Source organism: Algibacter sp. L4_22, from assembly GCF_023473045.1.
GTDB lineage: Bacteria > Bacteroidota > Bacteroidia > Flavobacteriales > Flavobacteriaceae > Algibacter.
The window spans coordinates 256,951-281,792 of the sequence record NZ_JAMCOK010000001.1; the positions used below are offsets into that span (position 1 = coordinate 256,951).

General features: G+C 33.1%; 21 protein-coding genes. 12 read left to right on the plus strand and 9 right to left on the minus strand.

Annotated elements, in window-relative coordinates; all coding sequences use genetic code 11:
• Positions 1 to 15 precede the first annotated feature (15 nt).
• The 10 genes from sufB to M4I23_RS01170 all read left to right on the plus strand — a co-directional run bounded on the left by sufB (position 16) and on the right by M4I23_RS01170 (position 8,468).
• On the plus strand, positions 16 to 1,464 hold the full coding sequence (gene sufB / locus M4I23_RS01125; RefSeq protein WP_158846054.1) for a Fe-S cluster assembly protein SufB: 1,449 nt from the start codon (positions 16 to 18) through the stop codon (positions 1,462 to 1,464).
• A 19-nt stretch (positions 1,465 to 1,483) separates the two neighbouring features.
• On the plus strand, positions 1,484 to 1,867 hold the full coding sequence (locus M4I23_RS01130) for a hypothetical protein (RefSeq protein WP_249753146.1): 384 nt from the start codon (positions 1,484 to 1,486) through the stop codon (positions 1,865 to 1,867).
• A 73-nt stretch (positions 1,868 to 1,940) separates the two neighbouring features.
• A complete protein-coding gene (sufC, locus tag M4I23_RS01135; protein ID WP_158846058.1) occupies positions 1,941 to 2,693 on the plus strand; it encodes a Fe-S cluster assembly ATPase SufC in 753 nt (250 codons plus the stop codon).
• 96 nt (positions 2,694 to 2,789) lie between these two features.
• Positions 2,790 to 4,103, plus strand: coding sequence for a Fe-S cluster assembly protein SufD (sufD, locus tag M4I23_RS01140; protein ID WP_158846060.1), 1,314 nt, complete (start codon positions 2,790 to 2,792; stop codon positions 4,101 to 4,103).
• Positions 4,104 to 4,281: 178 nt separating this feature from the next.
• Positions 4,282 to 5,496 (plus strand): aminotransferase class V-fold PLP-dependent enzyme, encoded by a 1,215-nt coding sequence (locus tag M4I23_RS01145; protein WP_158846062.1) that lies wholly within the window; start codon positions 4,282 to 4,284, stop codon positions 5,494 to 5,496.
• Positions 5,497 to 5,542: 46 nt separating this feature from the next.
• Positions 5,543 to 5,944: an META domain-containing protein gene (locus M4I23_RS01150; protein ID WP_158846064.1), complete on the plus strand. Its 402-nt coding sequence runs from the start codon at positions 5,543 to 5,545 to the stop codon at positions 5,942 to 5,944.
• 105 nt (positions 5,945 to 6,049) lie between these two features.
• Complete coding sequence (locus tag M4I23_RS01155) at positions 6,050 to 6,475, plus strand: SufE family protein (RefSeq protein ID WP_158846066.1); 426 nt, start codon at positions 6,050 to 6,052, stop codon at positions 6,473 to 6,475.
• A gap of 37 nt (positions 6,476 to 6,512) precedes the next feature.
• A complete protein-coding gene (locus M4I23_RS01160; protein ID WP_158846076.1) occupies positions 6,513 to 6,839 on the plus strand; it encodes a DUF59 domain-containing protein in 327 nt (108 codons plus the stop codon).
• Between the two features lie 39 nt (positions 6,840 to 6,878).
• On the plus strand, positions 6,879 to 7,385 hold the full coding sequence (locus M4I23_RS01165) for a DUF2480 family protein (protein WP_249753147.1): 507 nt from the start codon (positions 6,879 to 6,881) through the stop codon (positions 7,383 to 7,385).
• 156 nt (positions 7,386 to 7,541) lie between these two features.
• Positions 7,542 to 8,468: a DUF3078 domain-containing protein gene (locus M4I23_RS01170; RefSeq protein ID WP_249753148.1), complete on the plus strand. Its 927-nt coding sequence runs from the start codon at positions 7,542 to 7,544 to the stop codon at positions 8,466 to 8,468.
• 66 nt (positions 8,469 to 8,534) lie between these two features.
• Here the strand turns inward: M4I23_RS01170 and M4I23_RS01175 are convergent, their stop codons facing one another.
• Complete coding sequence (locus tag M4I23_RS01175; protein WP_249753149.1) at positions 8,535 to 10,790, minus strand: transglycosylase domain-containing protein; 2,256 nt, start codon at positions 10,788 to 10,790, stop codon at positions 8,535 to 8,537.
• A gap of 12 nt (positions 10,791 to 10,802) precedes the next feature.
• A complete protein-coding gene (gene hflX / locus M4I23_RS01180; protein WP_158846085.1) occupies positions 10,803 to 12,020 on the minus strand; it encodes a GTPase HflX in 1,218 nt (405 codons plus the stop codon).
• A gap of 62 nt (positions 12,021 to 12,082) precedes the next feature.
• On the opposite strand from hflX, the gene M4I23_RS01185 reads away from it, so the two are divergent.
• Entirely contained in the window at positions 12,083 to 13,051 is a 969-nt protein-coding gene (locus M4I23_RS01185) for an endonuclease (RefSeq protein ID WP_249753150.1), read from the plus strand.
• A 9-nt stretch (positions 13,052 to 13,060) separates the two neighbouring features.
• Here the strand turns inward: M4I23_RS01185 and M4I23_RS01190 are convergent, their stop codons facing one another.
• From M4I23_RS01190 to M4I23_RS01200, 3 genes are all read right to left on the minus strand, one after another.
• The gene (locus M4I23_RS01190; protein WP_158846089.1) at positions 13,061 to 13,438 is read right to left on the minus strand and encodes a hypothetical protein; all 378 of its coding nucleotides are present in this window, start codon (positions 13,436 to 13,438) and stop codon (positions 13,061 to 13,063) included.
• A gap of 50 nt (positions 13,439 to 13,488) precedes the next feature.
• The gene (locus tag M4I23_RS01195; protein ID WP_249753151.1) at positions 13,489 to 14,928 is read right to left on the minus strand and encodes a DUF5689 domain-containing protein; all 1,440 of its coding nucleotides are present in this window, start codon (positions 14,926 to 14,928) and stop codon (positions 13,489 to 13,491) included.
• A gap of 86 nt (positions 14,929 to 15,014) precedes the next feature.
• Positions 15,015 to 17,816 carry a TonB-dependent receptor gene (locus M4I23_RS01200; RefSeq protein WP_249753152.1) on the minus strand — a complete coding sequence of 934 codons (2,802 nt, stop codon included), beginning with the start codon at positions 17,814 to 17,816 and terminating at the stop codon, positions 15,015 to 15,017.
• A 127-nt stretch (positions 17,817 to 17,943) separates the two neighbouring features.
• Between M4I23_RS01200 and M4I23_RS01205 the strand changes: the two genes are divergently transcribed.
• Positions 17,944 to 18,990 (plus strand): endonuclease/exonuclease/phosphatase family protein, encoded by a 1,047-nt coding sequence (locus tag M4I23_RS01205; RefSeq protein WP_249753153.1) that lies wholly within the window; start codon positions 17,944 to 17,946, stop codon positions 18,988 to 18,990.
• A gap of 62 nt (positions 18,991 to 19,052) precedes the next feature.
• Here the strand turns inward: M4I23_RS01205 and M4I23_RS01210 are convergent, their stop codons facing one another.
• The 4 genes from M4I23_RS01210 to M4I23_RS01225 all read right to left on the minus strand — a co-directional run bounded on the left by M4I23_RS01210 (position 19,053) and on the right by M4I23_RS01225 (position 24,732).
• Positions 19,053 to 19,490 carry a hypothetical protein gene (locus M4I23_RS01210; protein WP_249753154.1) on the minus strand — a complete coding sequence of 146 codons (438 nt, stop codon included), beginning with the start codon at positions 19,488 to 19,490 and terminating at the stop codon, positions 19,053 to 19,055.
• 102 nt (positions 19,491 to 19,592) lie between these two features.
• Positions 19,593 to 20,945 carry an endonuclease gene (locus tag M4I23_RS01215; protein WP_249753155.1) on the minus strand — a complete coding sequence of 451 codons (1,353 nt, stop codon included), beginning with the start codon at positions 20,943 to 20,945 and terminating at the stop codon, positions 19,593 to 19,595.
• A gap of 83 nt (positions 20,946 to 21,028) precedes the next feature.
• Entirely contained in the window at positions 21,029 to 22,177 is a 1,149-nt protein-coding gene (locus M4I23_RS01220; protein ID WP_249753156.1) for a hypothetical protein, read from the minus strand.
• A gap of 11 nt (positions 22,178 to 22,188) precedes the next feature.
• Positions 22,189 to 24,732, minus strand: a complete 2,544-nt coding sequence (locus tag M4I23_RS01225) for a TonB-dependent receptor (protein WP_249753157.1) — start codon at positions 24,730 to 24,732, stop codon at positions 22,189 to 22,191.
• Between the last annotated feature and the right edge of the window lie 110 nt (positions 24,733 to 24,842).

A 24,842-nucleotide genomic window follows, 5' to 3' on the forward strand; every position in this document is an offset into this window, starting at 1 on the left:
AATAAGAAAAGAATTATGTCGAAGTATACCGAGGATGATTTACGCGAAGAGCTTAAAACCAAAGAATACGAATACGGATTTTTTACCGATATAGAATCTGAAACATTTCCTATTGGTTTAAATGAAGATATTGTGCGCGCTATTTCTAAGAAGAAAGAAGAGCCGCAATGGATGACCGATTGGAGATTAGAAGCATTTAAAGTTTGGAAAGGAATGACAGAGCCAGAATGGGCGAATGTTAGATATAAAAAACCAGATTTTCAATCTATAGCCTATTATTCGGCACCAACTTCTGTAGATCCAAATAAAACATTAGATGATGTAGACCCTGATTTACTTGCCATGTACAAGAAGTTAGGAATTTCTGTTGATGAACAGAAAAAGATGAACAATGTTGCTATGGATATTGTTGTGGATTCCGTTTCGGTAGCTACAACATTCAAGAAAACTTTAGGAGAAAAAGGAATTATTTTTATGAGTATTTCTGAAGCTATTAAAGAGCATCCAGAACTTGTAAAAAAATATTTAGGAACCATTGTACCAACAAAAGACAACTTTTATGCTGCTTTAAATTCTGCAGTGTTTAGTGATGGATCGTTTTGTTATATCCCAAAAGGAGTAAGATGTCCAATGGAATTATCTACTTATTTCAGAATAAATCAAGGTGGAACGGGGCAATTTGAGCGTACTTTACTTATTGCCGATGAAGGTAGTTATGTAAGTTACCTAGAAGGTTGTACTGCTCCTAGTCGTGATGAAAACCAATTACACGCAGCTGTTGTAGAGCTTATTGCTTTAGACGATGCTGAAATAAAATACTCAACCGTACAAAACTGGTACCCTGGTAATGCTGAAGGTAAAGGTGGCGTTTACAATTTTGTAACCAAAAGAGGTTTATGCGAGAAAAACGCTAAAATTTCTTGGACACAAGTTGAAACAGGTTCGGCTGTAACATGGAAATACCCTTCTTGTATTTTAAAAGGAGATAATTCTGTAGGTGAATTTTATTCTATTGCGGTTACTAATAATTATCAACAAGCCGATACAGGTACAAAGATGATTCATATTGGTAAAAACACAAAATCTACTATTATTTCTAAAGGAATATCGGCAGGAAAATCGCAAAATAGTTACCGCGGCTTGGTACAAATAGGTTCTAGAGCTGATAATGCACGTAACTTTTCGCAATGTGATAGTTTGTTAATGGGTAACGAATGTGGCGCACACACCTTTCCTTATATTGAAGCTAAAAACAAGACTGCTAAAGTAGAACACGAAGCTACAACAAGTAAAATTGGTGAAGATCAAATTTTCTATTGCAACCAACGTGGTATTGATACTGAGAAAGCGATTGCATTAATTGTAAACGGTTTTAGTAAAGAGGTATTAAACAAGTTACCAATGGAGTTTGCTGTTGAAGCTCAAAAATTATTAGAAATTAGTTTAGAAGGTTCTGTAGGATAACATCTATAAATCGATATAAATGAAAAAATTAGGCGTTTTAATTCTTTGTATTTCACTATTTGTAAGTTGTAAAAACGACAACAAATCGAATGAAATCATATATCAAGATGATGATTTAACACTTTTAAAAGGTGAGTTTGTTTATTATGATGGTGCAGCTGTTTTACAAACAAGCACAGAGATTTACGGTGTATTTCTTACTGACAAACTAGAAGAATTAAATAAACAAGCCGAAGCCTTTAAAAATCATAAAACCGATATGGTGACTATTGAAATACGAGGTAAAGTAACGCAAGAAAAAGACGAAAAGATTCTTTGGGAAAACAAAGTTGAAATTTTAAAAATTATAAGCGTAAAACCAGCAAACAACCAAAACGAAGGCCTTATAAAATTGGGCAGTTAAAATAATAACAATTAAACACCGAATTCTAATTTGAAAAGAACATTCTAATCAAACAGGATTTAAAATATAAAGTATGTTAAAAATAAATAATTTACACGCAAGCGTAGAAGATAAAGGCATTCTAAAAGGTATTAACCTAGAAGTAAAAGCAGGAGAAGTTCACGCTATTATGGGGCCAAATGGTTCAGGTAAAAGTACACTAGCTTCAGTTATTGCAGGAAAAGATGAATATGAAGTTACGGAAGGTAACATTATGTTCGAAGGAGAAGATATTGAAGAATTAGCAGCCGAAGAGCGCGCACATAAAGGTGTGTTTTTATCGTTTCAATACCCAGTTGAAATCCCTGGAGTATCGGTAACTAACTTTATAAAAACAGCTATTAACGAATCGCGTAAAGCAAAAGGTTTAGGAGATATGCCTGCTAAAGACATGCTGAAACTTATTCGTGAAAAAGCAGATTTATTAGAAATGGATCGTAAATTTTTATCCCGTTCGTTAAACGAAGGTTTTTCTGGTGGTGAGAAAAAACGTAACGAAATTTTCCAAATGGCAATGCTAGAGCCAAAATTGGCTATTCTTGATGAAACCGATTCTGGTTTAGATATCGATGCATTACGCATTGTTGCAAATGGTGTTAACAAACTTAAAAGTAAAGACAACGCTGTAGTTGTAATAACGCACTACCAACGTCTTTTAGATTATATCGTTCCAGATTTTGTACACGTTTTATACAACGGAAAAATTGTAAAATCGGGAGGGAAAGAACTTGCTCACGAGCTTGAAGAAAAAGGATACGATTGGATTAAAGAAGAAGTGAACGCATAATTTAGTTAATAGTTATTAAGTAAGTAATTTACGGTCTAATTATATGACTTAAAAGCCTACTAAAACTGAAGACTAAGAACTGAAGACTCAAAAGAAATGGATTTAAAAGAAAAATTAGTATCATCTTTTCTTGCATTTGAGAACAACGTAGATGTTGACACTCAAATACACGATATTAGAAACGAGGCTATAAAAACATTTGAAGAAAAAGGCTTTCCTACCAAAAAAGAAGAGGCTTGGAAATATACATCTTTAAATAAAATTTTAAAAGAAGATTATAGCGTTTTCCCTAAACATGAAAACTCAATCGATTATAAAGATGTAAAAAAATACTTTATTCACGATATAGATTCTTATAAAATAATTTTTATAGACGGAAAATATTCTTCTTACCTATCTGAAACAACACACGATGGTATAGACGTTTGTTTAATGTCTGCAGCCTTAACAAAGCCAAAATACCGCTTAGTTATTGAAAATTACTTTAACAAAGCAGCCACTAAAGATAGTTTAGCATCTTTAAATACGGCATTTTCACAAGAAGGTGCGTATATCCATATTCCAAAGAATAAACTGGTTGCAAAACCAATTCAAATTATACATTTATCAACAGGAAGTGAGTCGGCAACTTTAGCGCAACCACGTAATTTAATTGTGGTAGATGAGAACAGCCATGTTCAAATTATTGAGCGTCACCAGAGTTTAACCGATAATTCTGTACTTACAAACAGTGTTACCGAAATTTTCGCCAACAAGCGCGCTATTGTAGATTATTATAAAATTCAAAATGATAATTCTAACGCATCACTTATAGATAACACCTTCATCTCACAAAAACGTGAAAGCGTAGCATCTGTACACACTTTTACATTTGGAGGGAAATTAATACGTAATAATCTTAACTTTTATCAAAACGGAGAGCGTATTAATTCTATATTAAAAGGTGTTACTATTATTGGAGAAAAACAACACGTAGATCATAACACATTAGTACACCATATAGAACCAAATTGCGAAAGTCACCAAGATTACAAAGGTATTTTCGGAGATAATTCTACCGGGGTTTTTAATGGTAAAATTATTGTAGATAAAGAAGCGCAAAAAACAAACGCATTTCAATCCAACAATAATATATTAATAAGTGATAAAGCAACAATAAACAGTAAACCACAATTAGAAATTTTTGCAGACGATGTAAAATGTTCTCACGGTTGTACTATTGGGCAATTAGACGAAAGCGCCATGTTCTACATGCAATCTCGCGGAATTCCTAAAAAGGAAGCTAAAGCACTTTTAATGTATGCGTTTAGCAACAATGTATTAAGCTCGGTTAAAATACCAGAGATGAAACAACGTATTACTAAAATTATAGCAAAAAAATTAGGCGTAAATATCGGATTCGATTTATAATCAATATTTCACCCTTATAATTTAAAAGTAATATTAAAAAAGTTCATCTTTTGTAATATTACTTTTTTTATTTAAAACCAACTCGTAGCCAATTTAAAGAGTGCCGTTTTAAGAAAAAAAAATAATAACCTATGTACTAAAAATTATTAGTTAGTACTTTTATTTAAAAACAAAACACATGCTTGACGTATCCAAAATAAGAGCCGATTTCCCTATTCTTTCTCGACAAGTAAACAACAAACCATTGGTGTATTTTGATAATGCAGCAACATCGCAAACACCACAAGCAGTTATAGATGTTATTGTAGATTATTACAGCAATTATAATGCAAACATTCACAGAGGTGTGCATACCTTAAGTCAAGAAGCTACCGACAAATACGAATTAGCGCGTCAAAAAATACAAGCACATTTTAACGCAAAATTTTCTCATGAAATCATATTTACTTCCGGTACAACCCATAGTATTAACTTGGTTGCTAACGGATTTTCGGCACTTTTAAAAGCAGGTGATGAAATTATTGTTTCGGCCTTAGAACACCATAGTAATATAGTACCATGGCAAATGCTTTGCGAACGCACAGGTACCATTTTAAAAGTGATCCCCATGAACTTGGAAGGCGAACTTATTATGGAAGCTTATGATAAGTTACTATCCAATAAAACAAAACTGGTTTTTGTAAATCATATTTCAAATGCCCTAGGCACCATAAACCCTATTGAATATATTATTGAAAAAGCACACGCCGTAGGCGCTGCTGTCTTAATAGATGGTGCTCAATCTTGCCCACATATAAAACCCGATGTACAAGCTTTAGATGTAGATTTTTATGTTGCATCGGCTCACAAAGTTTGTGGACCAACAGGTGTTGGTATGCTTTACGGTAAAGAAGAGTGGTTAAAAAAACTACCTCCTTATCAAGGTGGTGGAGAAATGATTGCTGAAGTTACTTTTGAAAAAACAACTTATGCCGATTTGCCCCATAAATTTGAAGCCGGAACACCTAATATTTGTGGGGGTATTGCCTTTGGAGCAGCTTTAGATTACATGAACAACATTGGTTTTGATAATATTGCGAGTTACGAAAATGAATTACTAGCCTATGCTACAGAACAATTATCGACTATAGAAGGCTTAAAATTTTACGGTACGGCTAAACACAAAACATCTGTAATTTCATTTAATTTAGAAGGTATTCACCCGTATGATGTGGGAACTATTCTTGATAAATTAGGCATCGCCGTAAGAACTGGCCATCATTGCGCGCAACCAATCATGGATTTTTACTGTATTCCCGGAACTATACGCGCATCATTTGCTTTTTACAATACAAAAGAAGAAATTGATGTTTTAGTTGAAGGTGTAAAAAAAGCAAAAATGATGCTTTCCTAAAATAATTTGGCTTCATTTTTGAAAACCAAGTTATAAAAAATAAAACATGAAAATATTTAGTATTCTTTTAGTCGTTATACTTTCTGTTAAGTCTTGTGGAGATTCATCAAATTCAAACAATTCTGAAAAACTTTCGGGCGAATTTCATATCGTATCTTTAGAGAAAAATTCGAGTTTACCAGACAATTTAACCATCTATTTTCATTCAGAAACTAAAAAAATTTCAGGATTTTCTGGATGTAATAATTACTTTGGAAATTTCATTTTAGAGGAGGACGTTTTAAGCTTTGGGGCTATGGGATCAACTCGAAAAATGTGCTTTAGCGATGCGAATAACATTGAAACCGAAATACTCCAATTTCTTTCAAAGATTAATGGGTTCTCATTTAAAAACAATACTTTACAGTTAAAATCAAACGACAACATTCTTATAACCGCAAAAAAATAGTTTAACAGAAACAGTCTTTTCAGCTAAAAAAAGAGCTTCTTATCTTTTTATAAAACATTGAAAAGCATCATCTATTATTGTATTTTTGTATAAAAATTTATTACTGTGACTATTGAAGACATTCAAAACGAAATAATTGACGAATTCTCCATGTTTGAAGACTGGGAAGAACGTTATCAATATATGATTGATTTAGGGAAAGATTTACCCCTAATTAACGACCAATACAAAACCGACAGCAACATCATAAAAGGTTGCCAAAGTAAAGTTTGGGTACATGCCGAATTAAACGACGATAAAATAGAGTTTACCGCAGATAGTGATGCTATAATCACTAAAGGTATTATTGCTATTTTAATTCGTGTGTTTAACGATCAGCATCCAAAAGATATTATTAATGCCAACACCGATTTTATTGATAAAATTGGTTTAAAAGAACATTTGTCTCCCACACGAGCAAATGGTTTAGTAAGCATGATAAAGCAATTAAAATTGTATGCTATTGCTTACCAAACACAAATAAAACAATAAGATTTCCGCCTTCGCGGAAATAAAAAAAATCTAAAAAATGAGCGAAACACCTATAGATACTGCCGAATTAGGCGAAAAAATAGTTAATGTATTAAAAACTATTTACGATCCAGAAATCCCTGTTGATATATACGAACTTGGCTTAATTTACGATGTATTTGTAAATGAAGATTACGACGTAAAAATATTAATGACCTTAACAACGCCAAACTGCCCAGTAGCAGAAACATTGCCATTAGAGGTTGAAGAAAAAGTAAAATCTCTAAACGAAGTAAAAGGTGCCGAAGTTGAAATTACTTTCGATCCACCATGGACGCAAGATTTAATGAGCGAAGAAGCAAAATTAGAACTTGGAATGCTTTAAAAATAGTATTAAGTTTTTATTACATTTTCTAAAATAATTATGCCAGACGAAATAATAAATCGCGTTGCGAATAGTAAATTAATCACGGTTAATCTTGAAGATTATTATCCTCAAGGCAACCGTGTGCTTTTTGACATCAAAGATTGGCTTTTTGAAGGCTTTGTTTTGCGTGAAAAAGATTTTAGAACCCATGCATCAGAATTTAATTGGGAGCAATGTCAAGGCGCATATATAGCCTTAACTTGCAGTACAGATGCCATAGTACCCGGTTGGGCTTACATGCTTTTAAGTATTCACTTAGAACCTTTTGCTAAAAAAACTATTATTGGCAACCTCGATAATCTAGAAACATCTATCTATCAAGATGTTATTAACGCTCTAGATGTCAGCGAGTTTAAAGACAAACCCATCATTATAAAAGGTTGTTCTAAAAAACCCGTACCACAAAACGCCTACATTATGTTGGCTAATAAATTGCAACCTTTTGCAAAATCTATTATGTACGGAGAAGCTTGTTCTTCAGTGCCACTTTATAAAAAGAAATAATTTTCAAATTTATTGTGACGTCCATACAAATATGGCGTCTAATGTATGGATACATTTATAAAAGCCTCATATTTTATTTTGAGTATTTTGTAACGTGTCCTTTTAAAAAATTTGTGAAATAACTTATATTTGCACGCAATTTAAAACAAACTAAAAATGAAAAAAACGTTATTATTACTTGCATTATGTATCGGAATGTTTTCGGTAAATGCACAGACTAAAGAAGAATTACACACTCAAAAAGCAGAAAAACAAGCTATTGCAGATGCTGCTCAAGCTGAAGCTAATGCTTTACAAGCTAAAATTGATGCGCTTCCAGGATGGAGAAAAGGTGCTTTTGGTACTATTGGCGGTAGTCTATCTAACTTTAACAACTGGTATTCTCAAGGAACACCAAACAATGCATCTGGTAACATTGGTTTTACTGTAAATGCTTTTGCTAATTTAATTGAAGATAAATTCTTTTGGAGAAACTCTTTAAACACAAATTTAAACTGGGTGAAATTAGATAATAAAGATGATGCTACTGATGATGATAGCTTTAGCCCAACAACTGATGTTTTTAGTATTTCATCTTTATACGGTAGAAATATAACTAAAACATTAGCTGCTTCTGGTTTAGCTGAATACAGAACTACTTTACTTGATAATTTTAACGACCCTGGATATTTAGATTTAGGTATTGGTGCGACATGGACACCTATTGAAAACTTAATCGTGGTTATCCACCCTTTAAACTACAACTTTGTATTTGCTGATGGTGATTCAGTTTTCGATTCATCTTTAGGCGCTAAAATAGTTGCAGATTACACAAGACAAATTGGAGCTATTAACTTCAAAACAAACTTTTCTACATTCCAAAGCTACAAATCTGGAGATTTATCGAACTTTACATGGTCGAACTCTTTTAGCTATACATTATGGAAAATGATTGGTGTTGGTTTCGATTTTGGTTTAAGAAGCAACAAACAAGAAGCGCTTAACTACTCTATTGCAACGTTAGGTAATACTACTGAAACTTTTGATTCTGTAGATAATAAATTACAATCTTACTACACTGTTGGTTTAAGTTATAAATTCTAATAACTTTTTCCTTAACGGAAGAAACAAAAAACGCACATCGATTGATGTGCGTTTTTTTTGTTTCAACTATTTTTTATTGCCTTTAAATTTTCGTTGTTTCTTTTTACTACTGAATATTCTTTTTAGTAACCCATCTCGTTTTTCTTCATTACAATCGAGATCGGAAACCACTTGATCGGTAGGTGTTTCAAAATGATTTTTTGTTATGCCATTATATTTAGAATCCTTATTCAATTTAGAGTAAAACTTCGCGAATATAGGAAGAGCAGAATTTGCACCTTGCCCTAATCCTGTTGTTTTAAAACCAATAGCTTGGTTATCGTTTCCAACCCAAGTTACGGTTACTAATTTTGGAGTAATTCCAACAAACCAACCATCTTTATTATCTTGTGTTGTTCCGGTTTTTCCAGCAATATCATTATTTAAACCATACACTGATCTTAATCTAGACGCTGTACCTTTATTAACTGTAGATTGCATTATTTCTAACATAACCTGCCGTGTATAGTCCTTAAAAGCAGGCTCCGCTAATTCTGGCTTAAACTCCGCTAGAACTCTACCATTTCTATCCGTAACTTTAGTAATAGCATAAGGCGTTACCGGTTTGCTATCGTTTACATAACTAGCATAAGCTCCCGTAAGTTCCTTTAAGTTAATTTCCGCAACACCAAGCGCTATAGAAGGTAAATTTGGTAACTCTTTTTTAATACCTATTCGTTTTGCTTGCTCTAATACCTTCGGAATTCCAACTTCATTTAAAACCTTTACAGCAATGGTATTAACAGAATTACTCAATGCCATTTCAAGATTATAGTTAATGTAGGGATCTTCATTTTCACCTCCAGAATTTGAAGGCGTCCAATTATTAAAATTGCTGTAAGTAACTTCAGCTAAAGAAAAATATGTGCAAGGTTTCATACCATTCTCGATAGCAGCTGTGTAAACAAAAGGCTTAAAAGTAGAACCTACTTGACGTTCACTTTGCGATACATGATCGTATTTAAAATAACGATAATCAATACCTCCAATATAGCTCCTTATCGCACCTGTTTGAGGTTCGATACTTAACATACCTGTATTTAAAAACTTTAAATAATGCTGTAAACTATCAATCACGCTCGCTTTCATGATACTATCACCTTTCCATTGAAACAATTCTGTATCTTGCTTTATAGAGAGCGAATCTCTAATTTGAGCTTCAGTTAAACCTGCTTCTTTATATACTTTATATTGTGGTAGTTTTTTTAAAGCAGCATTTATTAATTGCATATTCTTTACCCATGGCGCATTACTTCCATAGGAACGTTCAAAACTATTCTGCAACGCTGTAAGGTGCTCTTTCATGGCTTCTTCTGCCATTTTTTGCATACCCATATCCAAAGTGGTGTGTACTATAAGTCCGTCGCGATATAAATCGTAAGCCTCTCCATTTGGCTTTTTAATACTATCTAAAATAACCGCCAATTCCTTTTTAACCTGCGCTCTAAAATAAGGCGCAATACCCACATCGTGATTAAAAGATTTATAATCTAGACCTAATGCTTTTTCTGCATAAAAATTAGCGGAATCTTGAGGCATATTCCCGTATTTAACCATTTGATTAAGTACAACATTACGCCTATCTAAACTTCGTTCTGGGTGCAATCTCGGGTTGTAATAATTATTCGCTTTTAAGGAGCCAACCAAAGTAGCCGCTTCATCTATAGAAAGTTCAAACGCTGGTTTATTAAAAAATTTACGTGCGGCACTTTCAATTCCATAAGTATTATCAGAGAAAGGCACCGTATTGAAATACATGGTAAGAATCTCATGTTTTGAATATATGGTTTCAATACGTTTCGCTATAATAGATTCGCGAAACTTATTAATCACCATACTAAAAAATCGATAATTACTTCTACCGTATAGATTTTTTGCTAACTGTAAAGTAATAGTACTTCCACCTCCTGCAGATTTATCTTGAAGTAAAATGCTTTTTACAAAAACCCGCATTAAACTCACGTTATCGATACCGTCATGTTCAAAAAAGCGAACATCTTCGGTATTAACTAAAGCTTCAATAAGATGTTTTGGTAAATCTTCAAAATGCAGCGGTTGCCTATCATAAACATAATATTTACCGATAAGTTTTCCTTCTTGATCTAAAACCTGAGTAGCTTCTTCCTGCTTAATAAAACTTAATTCTGCAGATGTTGGCATTTTACCAAAAGCCCCTAAATAAATACTGATGTAAAGCCCTATAAAAAATATTAAAACGGAAATGAAACCAACAAGCGCTAGTTTCACCCATTTATTTCTAAATAAACTTTTTAGTAATGCCATATGTGGTTTTATCTATTCCATATCTTCATAATTGTAATCCGGATATAAAAATTGATTGTAAGGAAAACGAGTTACATGGATTTCACGAACCTCATCGTAAACACGCTTTTTAAAATCTTCTAAGTTCTTTTTGTTCAGTGCAGAAATAAAGAGTGCATTGTTACCCACTTTACTCATCCAGGTACTCTTCCATTCATCTAAACTATAATGTCTTGCACCACGTTCTGTTTCTAAATCATCATCATCTAAATGTTCGGCTGTATAGGCATCAATTTTGTTGAACACCATAATAGTTGGTTTATCACCACTTTTAATTTCACCTAAAATTTTCTCTACAGAAGCAATGTGCTCTTCGAAATTTGGATGAGAAATATCTACAACATGCAACAGTAAATCGGCTTCACGAACCTCATCTAGTGTACTTTTAAAACTATCTACAAGTTGTGTTGGTAATTTTCTAATAAACCCTACGGTATCAGATAAAAGAAATGGTAAATTTTGAATAACCACTTTACGCACCGTAGTATCAAGAGTTGCAAAAAGTTTATTTTCAGCAAAAACATCACTTTTACTAATCACGTTCATTAAAGTAGATTTACCAACGTTGGTATACCCCACAAGTGCAACACGAACCATTTTACCACGGTTACCACGTTGCACGGCCATTTGCTTATCTATAATTTTAATACGATCTTTTAGCAATGCAATTTTATCGCGTACAATACGTCTATCCGTTTCTATTTCTGTTTCACCAGGTCCACGCATACCAATACCCCCTTTTTGGCGTTCAAGGTGCGTCCACATACCACGTAAACGCGGTAATAAATATTGACATTGCGCCAATTCTACTTGCGTACGAGCATAACTCGTTTGTGCACGTTGTGCAAAAATATCAAGTATTAAATTCGTTCTATCTAAAACTTTTACGTTTAAGATTTTACTAATATTTCGCTCTTGAGCTGACGATAATTCGTCATCAAAAATAGCGGTGGTTATATCGTTTGCTTCTATAAATACACGTACATCTTCTATTTTACCGGTACCAATAAAGGTTTTTGGGTTAGGCATATCCATTTTTTGCGTAAAACGCTTAATGGCATATCCGCCTGCGGTATAGGTTAAAAACTCCAACTCATCTAAATATTCTTTAGATTTTTCTTCGTTTTGGTCTTTAGTAATCACGCCTATTAATACTGCGCGCTCTAAAGAAATATCTTTCTCTTCTATCATAATACAAAGTTACACAATTGCGTTGATTTTATTTTTAATATTTTTAAGCCTATTTTTGAGATATGATAGAACCTTTTGATGACATTCCCGTTCGTAACGATTTACAAACTATTGCCTTTTATAATACTGAAAACTTGTTTGATACTTTTAATGATAAACTAAAGTACGACAATGATTTCACACCTAAATCCATTAAAAAATGGACACCAAAACGATACGATAATAAACTTAGAAAATTAGGTTATGTAATTTCTAACATAGGAAGACGAGAAACGGGTAGACAACCCGCTATTATAGGTCTTGCCGAGATTGAAAACGCAAAAGTGATCAAAGATTTAATTGCATCGAAACATTTAGAACCCTACAATTACGGTTATGTTCATTATGATTCTCCGGACGAGCGCGGTATTGATGTCGCTTTAATTTATGATAAAGATGTTTTTGAGGTTTTACACTCAGAACCATTTCTAGTTGAATTAAAAAACGATAAAGGTCTCCCAGATTATACGCGCGATGTGCTATTGGTTTCTGGTATTTTAGATGGTGAAAAAATTCATATTATTGTAAACCATTGGTCTTCTAGACGCGAAGGAGAAAAAGAAACGGAACACAAACGCATTGCATCATCTGATAAAGTAGGCGAAATTATTTCTAACATCACCTTAGAAGATCCCGAAGCTAAAATTATTACAATCGGCGATTTTAATGACGATCCGCACAATAACAGCATTAAACGTTTGGTTGATAATTATAATCTTTTCAACCCTATGGAAACGCTACGCTCTTTTAATCGTGGTACCACCAAACATAATAGGCAATGGAATTTATTCGATCAAATTTTGATTTCAACTAACTTTTTCAAAACTTCGGATAACTTATATGAATACAGCCTATCTAATATTTTTGATGAAGACTTTTTAAAAATATTTGAAGGCAGATACAAAGGAGCGCCGTACAGAACTTACGTTGGCAAACGCTACAAAGGTGGTTATAGCGACCATTTCCCGGTTTACGCTATTTTTAAGAAGTAATTATACTTTTTAAACCGCCTGCAACAGTACCATTGTTAATGCTAAAATAACAACAGGCAAAAACCAAAGCATATAGATATTATAATTAAGCTTTTTGTTTTTAATTATTTTAGCATTTAATACTTTACGTTTTCGGCCACCGTAGTACATCCAGTTTCTAAAGTAAATAAATATAACAACAAGTACAAAAAGTGTCCATGCTTTACCAGACGACATAGTATCCATGTGCATTTTTCTAAAAAACTTAGCAAAAAACACACCTAAAAGTAATAGTAAACTGCATTGTAAAAAAGAAACGTAAAAAGTAGCAATGCTATTGGCATTTTTGTTTTTCTTTAATTTGAAGTGATTAAAAAAATGATAGAATAGAATATCGAATGTAGTCATGCGACGAAATTAGACTTTTTATTTAAAACTTGTTAAGTCTAAATAACAAATTATTCTTCCACAAAATCCACACTAATTTCATCTAACTCATAAATACCATCGAAGGTATCTTGGCCACTTCCTGTAAATTTAAACGCGATGTACATAGTTCCACTTTCACAAGATAAATCTACTGCTCCCGAATTAAACCACGGCACAAAAGAGTCTGTATCTTTCACCACATAAGCATCGGATAAAGCACCCCAAGTTGCTGTATCAATATTAGCTTCGGTACCATCCCAATCTAAGGAATATAAGATTTCTAAAAAACTACTATCTGCCAAACTATTTGATGTTTTAAAACGAAGTGTTTCCCCCTCTTGCTCGTCCAAATTAATTGCAGGTGTAATTAACCAACCAATATTAGAATCGTCTCCCGAGCTAGAACATTGAAACCGTGCCGAACGCCCTAAAGACTCGTTCGAAGATGTAGAAGAATACCCTTCCCAAGCTTCCGTTCCTGCTTCAATATAATTTGTCCAACCATCAATTACTATGGGTTTATTATTTTTTTGAGGTTCAAAATCTTCATAAAACAAATTCCCTGTACCTAAGACTGAAGCAATACCACAACTTAATTCCATCGGGTCGCAACGTTCAATGTCATCAAAATTAATATCAGCCGAACTATTTACAACAAGTACATTAAAATCGTCGCTATAATCACGACCAAAAACCCCCGTTATCGTTCCTTTTCCTTGCGGAACAATTAAAGATTTAAAATCGGAAAACGTACTTGTTTGCATGCGTATTGAAACTCCTGTATGGCAACTTTCTAGAATTCTAATACCGTCGTATTCATCTATAGTTTCACTCGCAAATGTTGCTCCTAATTCAAACCGGTTTAATTGCATGTTTTCTAATTTAATCAAGGTATTATAATCCCAACTTGTTAAATTAGCTATACTTGATATTTTAGGTTGAATCTCGGCAATTTCATTACTTCTAATAATAATGCTTTTGTATTCTGCAGGTTGAATTTGTTCTACTCGGGCACCATCCCCTTTTCCTATGGCAATGATACCGCTGCTTTCTCCAATGGTTAATCCCGCCATTTTTACATATACTTTTTGTCCAAATTGATACGTATCGGATAAACTGGACACATTGATAACCACTTGAAAACCTAATCTCGGGTCGTTATCTGGGCTAGAATCATCTATTTTATTCTGAATAATTAATTCCTCAAAAAAGTTTCCCGATTTATCGGAAGACACCACATAACCTTCAATATATAATTCTGAATCTTCATCAATTCTAGCCGTTGAATTGCCACTATTTACCGCCTGGTCGTAAAGTGATTTTATAGTTTTAAAGGTTGTTATTTTATCCTGAGGAATTATGGGCTCCGTAAATGATATATCAGGAATGCCGTAATCGTCGTCTTTTACACAAGAAGTTATTAATGTATGCATCAGAAAAATGACAATTAGTATTTTAAAATTTTTCATGATTAATGTTTTTATATTATTTGTTGCTTCAACAAGCTCTGCATGGTATTAGCTGTCTTTTTAACTTAGTATTTTTTCATTTTCATTTAAAATCTCACATTCAAATTCAAGAAATATGTAGTTCCACGACCATACCAATATTTCGATCCAAAAACAGGTGTATCTAAAGCTTTATCATCTCTAAGTTCACGGTAATTTGCATTTCTGCCTTGCTCGAAACCTCCAGATTTATAAACTTGATCTAATAAATTATTTATGCTTGCAAAAAAACCGATGTAATATTCCCCAACCTTCCACGATTTCCCGCCAATTAAATTCACCACCATATAATTATCAAACCGTTCTTGCTTTAGAAGTTCTCTAGCCAAAACCTCATCATAATCATTAAAAACATTACCATCAAAATCTGTTGAAAAATTTGAAGAACGCGTTAACGGGCTCACATCTATATAAGTGTTTGCGAAAAAGTTCGCCGTAGCTCCAAACCACCAATAATCTGGATCGCTATACTCAAAACCTATTGAATATGCATTTTGTGGCCCAGAGGCAATTTTATAATTTTTTAGTTTGGATTGTCCAAAATCTTTAAAACCATCTATAAAACCAGCAGCTAATGCTTCATCATCAGGTTCGGTAGACAGAAACAGGTTTGGATTATTATTGTATATAAACTGCCCGATAGCGGCAGCCCCTTTCAATTTTATGGTTGGTGTTACTTGGGCTTCAACACCAAATTCGGCACCGATATGTTGTTTTTCAATGCCTTGAAGAATTTCTTGTACAAAGGCCAAATTATCGCCACCAATACCATCGGCAAAAAAGAATGAAATTTCGCTAGCATCAGTCACTTTTGTGTAATACCCTGTGAGTCTCGCTTTAATCATGGACGAACGAAAGACATAACTTACATCGGCAGATGTTATTTTTTCTTCAGTAATATCTGGAACAATATTATGATTTTCTCTAGAGTTTGAAAACGTATTTTGTAATGTTGGTGCCCTAGTAATGTAACCTGCGTTAAAATTAAACACATGTTTACCCGATAGCTTATAAGTAAAACCTGCTTTTGCACCAAAACCCATAAAACTTAATTTCTCGCCTTTCCCTAATGAGTTATCTGGAAATCCTCCATTTTGATAAATACCTTCTCGTTGATATTCGGTATTTTTGATACTGGCAGCTACATAAAAATCTGCATTACTATATGAAAATTGAGTTTGAGCATATCCTCCAATTTCGTTCGCAAAAATATTATAATCATATTTAAATTTCTCCCCCACACCAACAATACGGTTTGGATTTAATAAATCATTTTGAGCTTCGTTAATATTTGTTGCAAATCCATCGATATCTAAATAAGTTTCTGCTCCTAAAAGATCTAAAACCTCAGCAAAGTTCTCGGAATTTAAAATTTTAAAATTTACACCTGCATTAATATTAATGTGGTCGTTTATTTCTTTATTCAAAATCGAATTTATGGTGAGTTGCCGATCATCTACACGATCTTCATACAAAGCATACGTGGCATTCCCTCCATTTTGAGTATTTGCTATATTAGTGCTATACATGGCTTCCCAATCTATCTGCCCGCTGTCCTGAAATGTTTGTAATGCTTGATAAGCAAAACCTAACTCATCTGGAAAATTACGTTCAAAATAACTTGGTAATTTTTGATAATATGCCGCACTAGGGTTAGCACCACCGCCTTGCGGAAAACCATCAATTAAATCTTTACCGTTATAGTCCAAACGGCTATTTCCCATTTTCCCGAATTGATAACCAATGTTTGTATTTAACTTAGTTTTATTATTCAAATTCCAGTAATGGTTAAGCATTACAATGGGTTCGTTTACTTCTTTTATTCTAGAATTTCGTTTTTCACCATCTTGCCATCCCCAATATTCATTGTATTTTATATCTTTTAAATCGAAAATCTCTTGTGTATTTGGAGACGATTTACCTCTGCGATTTGGTGTGTAAATTGCAGAAAAGCTTAAACTATGGTCTTTGTTTATTATTTTTTCCACGGAAGTGAAAAAGGAATTTGAATTATAACTCGTCGCATCTTGATAGCCTTCATTTCCCCATCGACGACCTAACGTTAATGTATATGCCCAATTATTTTTTAACAAACCAGAAGCATAACTCGCCATAAGCCGATTACTGTAACTTCGATTAGAAGAAGAATAGGTTAACCGCCCACCTGCTCTAGTTTGAGATGCCCGAATATTAATATTATTTGTCCCCAAAACACCTCCAAAATTATAATTTGATGGTGTTAAGCCTGTGGTTAATTCTTGATTACGCAATACATCGTTTATACCGCCCCAATTGCTCCATTGTGGTCTACCGTTGTAGGTTTTATTCATTTCGATACCATTGATTAAAACGGTACTGTTTTTTGAATCTAATCCGCGAAGACGAAAAAAAGACTGACTAAACTCGAATGCTGCTGTACGTTGAAAGATATCGAGAGACGAGGCTAATAATCCCGAAATATTATCGGCACCGCTAGAATCGTCGTTCAATTCATCATCGGTTAATGTAATGGTAAATAAATCACTGGTCGCGCTAGCATCAATATCTAATGTGATATCGGAAATATTTACAGTTTCACCTTCATTTATAATAATTGGAAATCGTTTTGAGATATAACCCTTTTTAGAAACCCTTAGCATTTGCTCGCCTAACGGCAGGTTTTTATCAAACAAGAATTCACCTAAAGCATTAGAATATGTTGATAAATCACTGTCTTCAATGGCAACAAAAACATTTTTTATAGGTTCAAAAGTGAGTGCGTCGAGTAGGCTACCTTTCACAAAAGTTTGCTGCGAATGGAGGGATATTGAAAAAATTCCGAATAAAAAAATAAGGGTTATTTTATTCATACGTATCTTTATTACTTCAATTATAACAAAAAACAATCAATTGACAGTTAAATACTTAAAAGAATTTCAAGAAATTAGATGTAATCTTTGCAATAATAGACCTGTAGTTTCATTCTTATATGAAAGAATGAATTGTTTAAAAATCGCTTTTATCGGTTTATTTTTCATGGTCTTTTTAAACACAAATGCACAGGATAAAAAGTTTAAAATTCATACGGTTGCCTTCTACAATTTAGAGAATTTATTCGATACTATAAATGATACGTCAAAACTAGATGAATATAGCCCCATGATGGAATTGAAAACGGATAAAGGTCCCGTTTACAAGAAAAAAATAAGGAATATGGCACGTGTTATTGCCGATATCGGTAAAGATGTTTCTGAAAACTCACCAAGTATTATTGGTGTTTGCGAGGTTGAAAATAAAGCCGTTTTAGAAGATCTAGTAAACGATTCACTTCTCGTGGATAAAGATTATGGTATTGTGCATTATAACTCCACAGACGTACGTGGAATTGATGTTGCCTTGTTATATCAAAAAAAAGCTTTTACACCTATAAGCACAAGCTCTCATGAATTAAAAATTTACAATGCAGATACTAACAAACGCGTTTATACTCGTGAACAATTACTAGTAAGTGGAAAATTGGAAGACGAAACCATTCATCTTATTGTGAATCATTGGCCATCGCGACGTGGTGGCGAGGCTAAAAGCAGACCAAAACGTGTGGCTGCAGCCAAATTAAGCAACCATCTTTTAGATTCTTTACAGATGATAGATCCGTATGCCAAAGTGTTTATTATGGGGGATTTAAATGATAATCCAAATAATGCGAGCGTTAAAAAAATTTTAAAGGCTAAACCCTCTAAAAAATTGGGTTTAAAAGGCATTTACAATCCTTATATTAATTTCTATAAAAACGGTATTGGCACAACAGCTTATCGAGATGCTTGGAGTTTATTCGATCAAATTATGATTACGAAACCTTTACTTGAAAAAGATTACTCGTCATTTCAGTTTTACAAAGCTGGTATTTACAACAAAAACTATATTATCACTAAAAATGGAGCATATAAGGGTTATCCTTTAAGAAGTTTTGGGTATCACGGGTTTAACAATGGCTTTAGTGATCACTTTCCTGTTTATATTTATTTGATTAAAGAAGTGCCTTAAAAACAAAAAATCCTTCAAGCTAAAAACCTGAAGGATCTGAATATTACAATACTTTTTATTTTCTAGCCTATCCAAGTACTCCAAGGAATTCTTGATAAAAACAATACTAAAGCAATACTGTAAAAAATTGCAATGGTTTTCAACTTGTTTTTTGAAGTTAATTTCTTTTTGTGTTTAGAATAACCAATTGTAATTAATGCAATTGCTATAATATTGACAAATGGATGTTCTACCAAGTATAATCTTGCAATAGAGTTACTCATCACTTTTCCTCCTAGCTGTCCCCATAATGCTAAACGAGGCGATACAAAATACAATATTAAACCAATAGTTAATTGAATGTGCGATACTATTAAGGTGAATAAAGATATTCTAAAATCGTTGTTTTCGTATTCTTTATCTCCTATAGTTTTTATCACAGCATTTACCGCTGCAATTATTAAAACTATTAATACTAAATACGCCCAATAGGAATGGAGTGATAATACAATGTTGTACATGAATGTTTTGTTTTAATTATTGATGCAAAAATAGTAATTATAATTTATAAAAAAACCGCTTCGATTGAAGCGGTTTAATTTATTTCTAAATTAGAATAATTCTTATTCCCATTTATTTTCTGCAGCCGTACCGCCCCATATTAAAGTAGCTATGTATGGATTATCAATAAAAGGGTTTCTATTGCCTTGTGCGGCATAAATTACGTTGTTACGTTGTTCTTCAAAGGCTGATACTGGATCGGCAACGTTCCATGCTTTAAAAAGCTCTAAACCACCAACTTTATCAAAATCCTCTCCGTAACGAATGTTTAAATACATTACCATTCTAGCAACATCACCACGCCAGTCATCACCAGGATACCAAGCTTCTCCAATTAATTTATTAGTTCCGCTTCCATCGATATATGGATAGTTACTTCTATCACTGTTAACTGTTGCATCAGCAGATCTTAGATGATGTAAATCTGAAACTGCTATATCCGAACTTAACCTAGATTGTGGAAAAATATGTTCTGTGTTATAAGTTTGTGTTGCATATGGATTATTTCCTGAAGTATACTCCTCCCAATATCTACTTTCGCCAGTATACATTAAAATTACATTATCTTGATTTGATAAATCGGCATCGGCATTATATAAATAATCATGACGTTGTGTATAACTTAATATTACCGTGTGCATATCTTGCGTATGTGCAGAAATTTGATTGAACATTAAATCGGCATCTTCTGTAAAAATAACACCATCGTAATAATCCCCTAAACTAGAAGAGATATTAAAGCTTATTGGTTTTACAACTGATACTGTAACGGTTGCTGTTGAGCATTGTGCAGTTGGAACATCGTTATCACAAATAGTATAGGTAAATGTATCAGTGCCTTCAAAACCAGATTGAGCTGTATAAGTTACCGTACCATCTGTATTTAATGTTACTGCTCCTAATGTTCCAGTGTTATCTACAGAAGTAATAACAGCACCATCAATAGCCGAATCGTTTTCTAATAAATCGGCAAGAATTTTAGTGCTGTTTTCCGCAACATTAACGGCATCATTTTCAGCAATAGGGTTACCTTCATCTGTTACGGTTACGGTAACTATTGCTGTAGAACAATCTGCCGGCGTATCCCTATCACAAATAGTATAGGTAAACGTATCTTCTCCAATAAAACCAGTCAAAGGCGTATACGTATAGGTGCTATTTCTATTATCTTCGATAGTACCACCATTTATACTCGCCGTATCAAACGATGTAATTCTTGCATTATCTAATACAGTATCGTTCCCTAAAAGGTTCTCAATAATTACAGCTGTATCTTCAGTCGTAATTGCTATATCATTAACAGCTATTGAAACACCATTATCATCTGTACCAGGATCGACTGGAGAATCATCACCACCAGAACTACTACAACCAAAAAGCGCTATAATTGATAAATAAATAATACCTTTTTTCATATCACATATAATTTTATTAAAATTTAAGAAGAAAAAAACCACCTCTTACAAGGTGGTTTATAATTATATTAATTAGAAAATTATTATTCTAAATCAGTATTAATTACCCAAACTCCACCTTCTCTAATGAAATTTTTCTCATAGTTTCCTTCTCCGTTATCATAAACAACATAAGTTAAAACATATTTTTGACCATCTTCAGCACTAGGATCTAAATAATCCATAAATATTGTTAAGGCTTCTACTATTTGGTTATCAGTCCAGTTATAATCAAAATCTCCATAATCAGCTAAGTTTCCAATTAAAGTAGCATATTCATCTCCTGTTAATTGAGAAGCCATATACGCATAATCAGCATTTCTTACTAAAGTATACTTAATAGTATTATCTGGAACCCAAGTTTCACCATCGTGACCAAATTGAATTGTTTGATTTATAGTATTGTTATATTCTACCCAGTTTACACCATCATAAATATAAAAAACAACATAGCTATATTCTGTTCTTTCACTTACATCTTCATCTCCATCAATATCTTCCGTATCCGTAACATATAAATTATACATTACACCATAAATATCATTATATTCTGGAGCCTCGTATGCCAACTTATTTTTTAAGAATACAGGTATTTTTACTAAAGCTTCATCTTCATTAGAAAATTGAGCTCTAGACTCTCCCATTGATGCATATTCATCTTCTGTAATCCCTGTTGATTTTTCCCAGGCTCCATTAGAATAGATAAAACCATCCTTTACAGTAGAAACAATTCCACTATCATATTTAGCATAAGTTAAAGAAACTAAAACTCTATCTTCCGGTGTAGGGTAAAGATAATCTAACAATTGAGACATTTGAGAATCACTAGAAATTGTTGTATAAGATAATCCTGAATCTGTATAATCTGAATCTTGAGCCGTATAAACAATTAAACTCTTCTCATCATTTTTCTTGTTATATAACTTATAAGTAACTGCAGCCGAAGATTGTTTTCCCCAAACTGGATATTTACCACTTAATAATTCAGGAATCAATGCTTTTGCATCATCTTCAGAATCAAAACTGCCATAAGATAATTCTAACGCATCATAATCATCATCAGACATTTCAAAAGCAACATCTCCAACAATACTTGCTTGATTTGCTTCAATATTTTCGGTAATATCTTCTAATGGATCACAAGAAGTGAATACCATTGAAAAAACGGTTAATAATAAAAATATTTTTTTCATGATTTCTTTTTTTAAAATTTAAGTTTTGCACCAATACTAAATGTTCTACCTGTACCAAAATACACTAATGCTGTATCAGCAGTACCATCGAAAGCATCTGTTACATACTCTGTATCAAACACATTATTTATACGACCTGTTAAAGTCGCATCAAATGGACCAAATTTAAAACCGTGACTAACTACGGCATCAAACAATCCGTAATCTGGTAATTTCCAAGCATCATCACCAGGTTCTCCTCTATCACTAGGGTCGTAATCAGCATAAAGATCTCCAAAATAATTGTAATCTAAAACTACTCTTGTATCTGGAGTTAACTTGTAGTTTAAACCTAAAGCTAATGTTGTTTGAGCAGCATCACCAACATGTAAATCTTCTATGAAAAGATCTACTGTAGATATTAGGTTTTGATCTTCATCAAGAATTTGAACATCGGTTACGTTGTTATCCCATCTCCAGTCTCCTAAAGACATCATCCCTGTAACATTTAATTTATCGGTAGCTTTATAAATAAAATCTACCTCAACACCTTGATGAATAGCATTTACACCTAAAATATTAGCAAATGCATTTGTACCATCTGGTTGTTGAAAAGAAGCTGTTTCTGTTCTATCTTTCCAAGTTGTTCTATATAAATTTACGTTAGCAGTAAGTTTATCACTTCTAAACCCGTACCCTAATTCAAAACTAAATATTTTTTGATTCTCAGCATTTTCATTAATATGCTCATTATCAAACTCTTGAAAAACAGCATCAAAATCAGCTGCTTTTTCAAAATAACCAATATTCATAAATACGTTATGGTTATTATCTAATCTATAGTTAGCACCACCTTTTGTACTGAACCCTAAGAAATTATAACGATCTGTTTCTTGTAATGAATCGCTATCTAAATAACCAAAATAATCAACTCTTTTGTAAGATGTATTAGATATTGCTGCAGATAAAAATGTATTAAAGTTTTCGTTTACATCATATTCCAACTGTCCAAAAACACCTAACCAACCTACTAAACCATCGTTATAGTAACTTCTTTTATCTCCAACTTTAAGTGCTTGATTTGGGTTGTTTACAACATCGTCATCTTCCAATAAGAACTGACCACCTAATAAATCGGTTACTTCAGAAAAGTGGATTCCTTTATAGTTTCTGTAATCAAGTCCTGTTAATAATACTAAATCATCAGATAGATCTGTTTTTAAAGTTGATAAGAGTCCATACCAGTTATGATCGTTTCTAGAAGCTCTTAAAGCAGTAGTAGAACCGTTTGCTCCGTTAGCAATATTTTCGTCAACGATTTTATCAAAATCAATAGTTCCATAAAGACCATCTCTATAGTCACTATATCCTGTATTATCAAATCCGAATTTATTATCACCAGCAGTTCCTCCGCCACCACCTGAACCAAAAGAGGCATAAGCTACGGTTGAAACAGATGTTTTATCACTTAAAGTCCAGTAATGATTTAAAGACATTTGTGGTTTGTTATAAAAGTTATCTTCTTGATGCGTTACTTGACCATTTTTATAACCCCAATCTGCATTAAATTTTCTCCCTCTTTCACTATTTTCAAAAGTAGAAATCAACTGTCTATTTTGTCTTTGACCATGACGTTGCTTAGAACCAAATGCAGTAAACGAAATTTTATGAAAATCGTTTATTTCTTTAGAAAGGTTGATAAAGTATGAAACACCTGTAAACTCTGTTCCATCTACGTAACCGTTACCACTAGTTTGAGCAGCAGAAACTGTTGCAGCAAAACCTTTATCATTTACTCCTGTAGAGTATGTAAGACCATATTTTTCGTAACCATCGTTTGCGATAGATGTAAACACACTTCCACCTTCTTCAACATCTGTTGTTTTTGTGATCACATTAATTGTTCCACCTATAGAAGGTACAGCTACTTTAGAAGCACCTAAACCTCTTTGAACTTGCATAGTTGAAGTAACATCACCTAAACCAGCCCAGTTAGACCAGTAAACAGCTCCATTTTCCATATCGTTAACAGGAATACCGTTAATCATTACAGCAACGTTTTCTGATTGAAAACCTCTAATTCTAGTTTTAGCATCACCATATCCACCACCTGTTTTCGTTGTATAAATACCTGGTGTAGATTTTAAAATTTCAGGAAATTCTTGTGTTCCTAATTTAAGCTCAATATCTGCCGATTTAATTGTAGATACAGCAACTGGCGTTTTTCTATCAACCGCCACAGATGCAATAATTTGTACAGTTTCTAAACCTACTTGGCTAGGCGCTAACATAACTCTCCCTAAAGAAGCACTCCCTGAAAAAGGAATTGTTTTAGATGTGTAACCAACATAAGTAATTACAATCTCACCTGAGTCCGATTTTGTTTTAAGAGTAAAGTTTCCGTCGAAATCTGTTACAACTCCATTAGTTGTTCCCTTCTCTAATACATTAGCACCAGGAAGAGGCATATCAATACCTTGTTCCACTAAAGTACCTGTAATAGTACTTTGTGCCATAATTACTGTGCTGAATAACAGTGCCACAGTTAGTAATAAATAATTTGCTGTTTTTTTCATAATTTTAATTATGTAATTAATTATTTGAAATTAGTCGGTGCAAAAATACGGATAAATTGCGGGCCAATATTAAGTAAATGTTAACAAATTTAACAATTTCTATAAAAAAG

Bases quoted from the DNA above. Each gene is read 5' to 3' on its own strand.
- sufB (WP_158846054.1), top strand. From the start codon at position 16: ATGTCGAAGTATACCGAGGATGATTTACGCGAAGAGCTTAAAACCAAA.
- M4I23_RS01130 (WP_249753146.1), top strand. From the start codon at position 1,484: ATGAAAAAATTAGGCGTTTTAATTCTTTGTATTTCACTATTTGTAAGT.
- sufC (WP_158846058.1), top strand. From the start codon at position 1,941: ATGTTAAAAATAAATAATTTACACGCAAGCGTAGAAGATAAAGGCATT.
- sufD (WP_158846060.1), top strand. From the start codon at position 2,790: ATGGATTTAAAAGAAAAATTAGTATCATCTTTTCTTGCATTTGAGAAC.
- M4I23_RS01145 (WP_158846062.1), top strand. From the start codon at position 4,282: ATGCTTGACGTATCCAAAATAAGAGCCGATTTCCCTATTCTTTCTCGA.
- M4I23_RS01150 (WP_158846064.1), top strand. From the start codon at position 5,543: ATGAAAATATTTAGTATTCTTTTAGTCGTTATACTTTCTGTTAAGTCT.
- M4I23_RS01160 (WP_158846076.1), top strand. From the start codon at position 6,513: ATGAGCGAAACACCTATAGATACTGCCGAATTAGGCGAAAAAATAGTT.
- M4I23_RS01165 (WP_249753147.1), top strand. From the start codon at position 6,879: ATGCCAGACGAAATAATAAATCGCGTTGCGAATAGTAAATTAATCACG.
- M4I23_RS01170 (WP_249753148.1), top strand. From the start codon at position 7,542: ATGAAAAAAACGTTATTATTACTTGCATTATGTATCGGAATGTTTTCG.
- M4I23_RS01175 (WP_249753149.1), bottom strand. From the start codon at position 10,790: ATGGCATTACTAAAAAGTTTATTTAGAAATAAATGGGTGAAACTAGCG.
- hflX (WP_158846085.1), bottom strand. From the start codon at position 12,020: ATGATAGAAGAGAAAGATATTTCTTTAGAGCGCGCAGTATTAATAGGC.
- M4I23_RS01185 (WP_249753150.1), top strand. From the start codon at position 12,083: ATGATAGAACCTTTTGATGACATTCCCGTTCGTAACGATTTACAAACT.
- M4I23_RS01190 (WP_158846089.1), bottom strand. From the start codon at position 13,438: ATGACTACATTCGATATTCTATTCTATCATTTTTTTAATCACTTCAAA.
- M4I23_RS01195 (WP_249753151.1), bottom strand. From the start codon at position 14,928: ATGAAAAATTTTAAAATACTAATTGTCATTTTTCTGATGCATACATTA.
- M4I23_RS01200 (WP_249753152.1), bottom strand. From the start codon at position 17,816: ATGAATAAAATAACCCTTATTTTTTTATTCGGAATTTTTTCAATATCC.
- M4I23_RS01205 (WP_249753153.1), top strand. From the start codon at position 17,944: ATGAATTGTTTAAAAATCGCTTTTATCGGTTTATTTTTCATGGTCTTT.
- M4I23_RS01210 (WP_249753154.1), bottom strand. From the start codon at position 19,490: ATGTACAACATTGTATTATCACTCCATTCCTATTGGGCGTATTTAGTA.
- M4I23_RS01215 (WP_249753155.1), bottom strand. From the start codon at position 20,945: ATGAAAAAAGGTATTATTTATTTATCAATTATAGCGCTTTTTGGTTGT.
- M4I23_RS01220 (WP_249753156.1), bottom strand. From the start codon at position 22,177: ATGAAAAAAATATTTTTATTATTAACCGTTTTTTCAATGGTATTCACT.
- M4I23_RS01225 (WP_249753157.1), bottom strand. From the start codon at position 24,732: ATGAAAAAAACAGCAAATTATTTATTACTAACTGTGGCACTGTTATTC.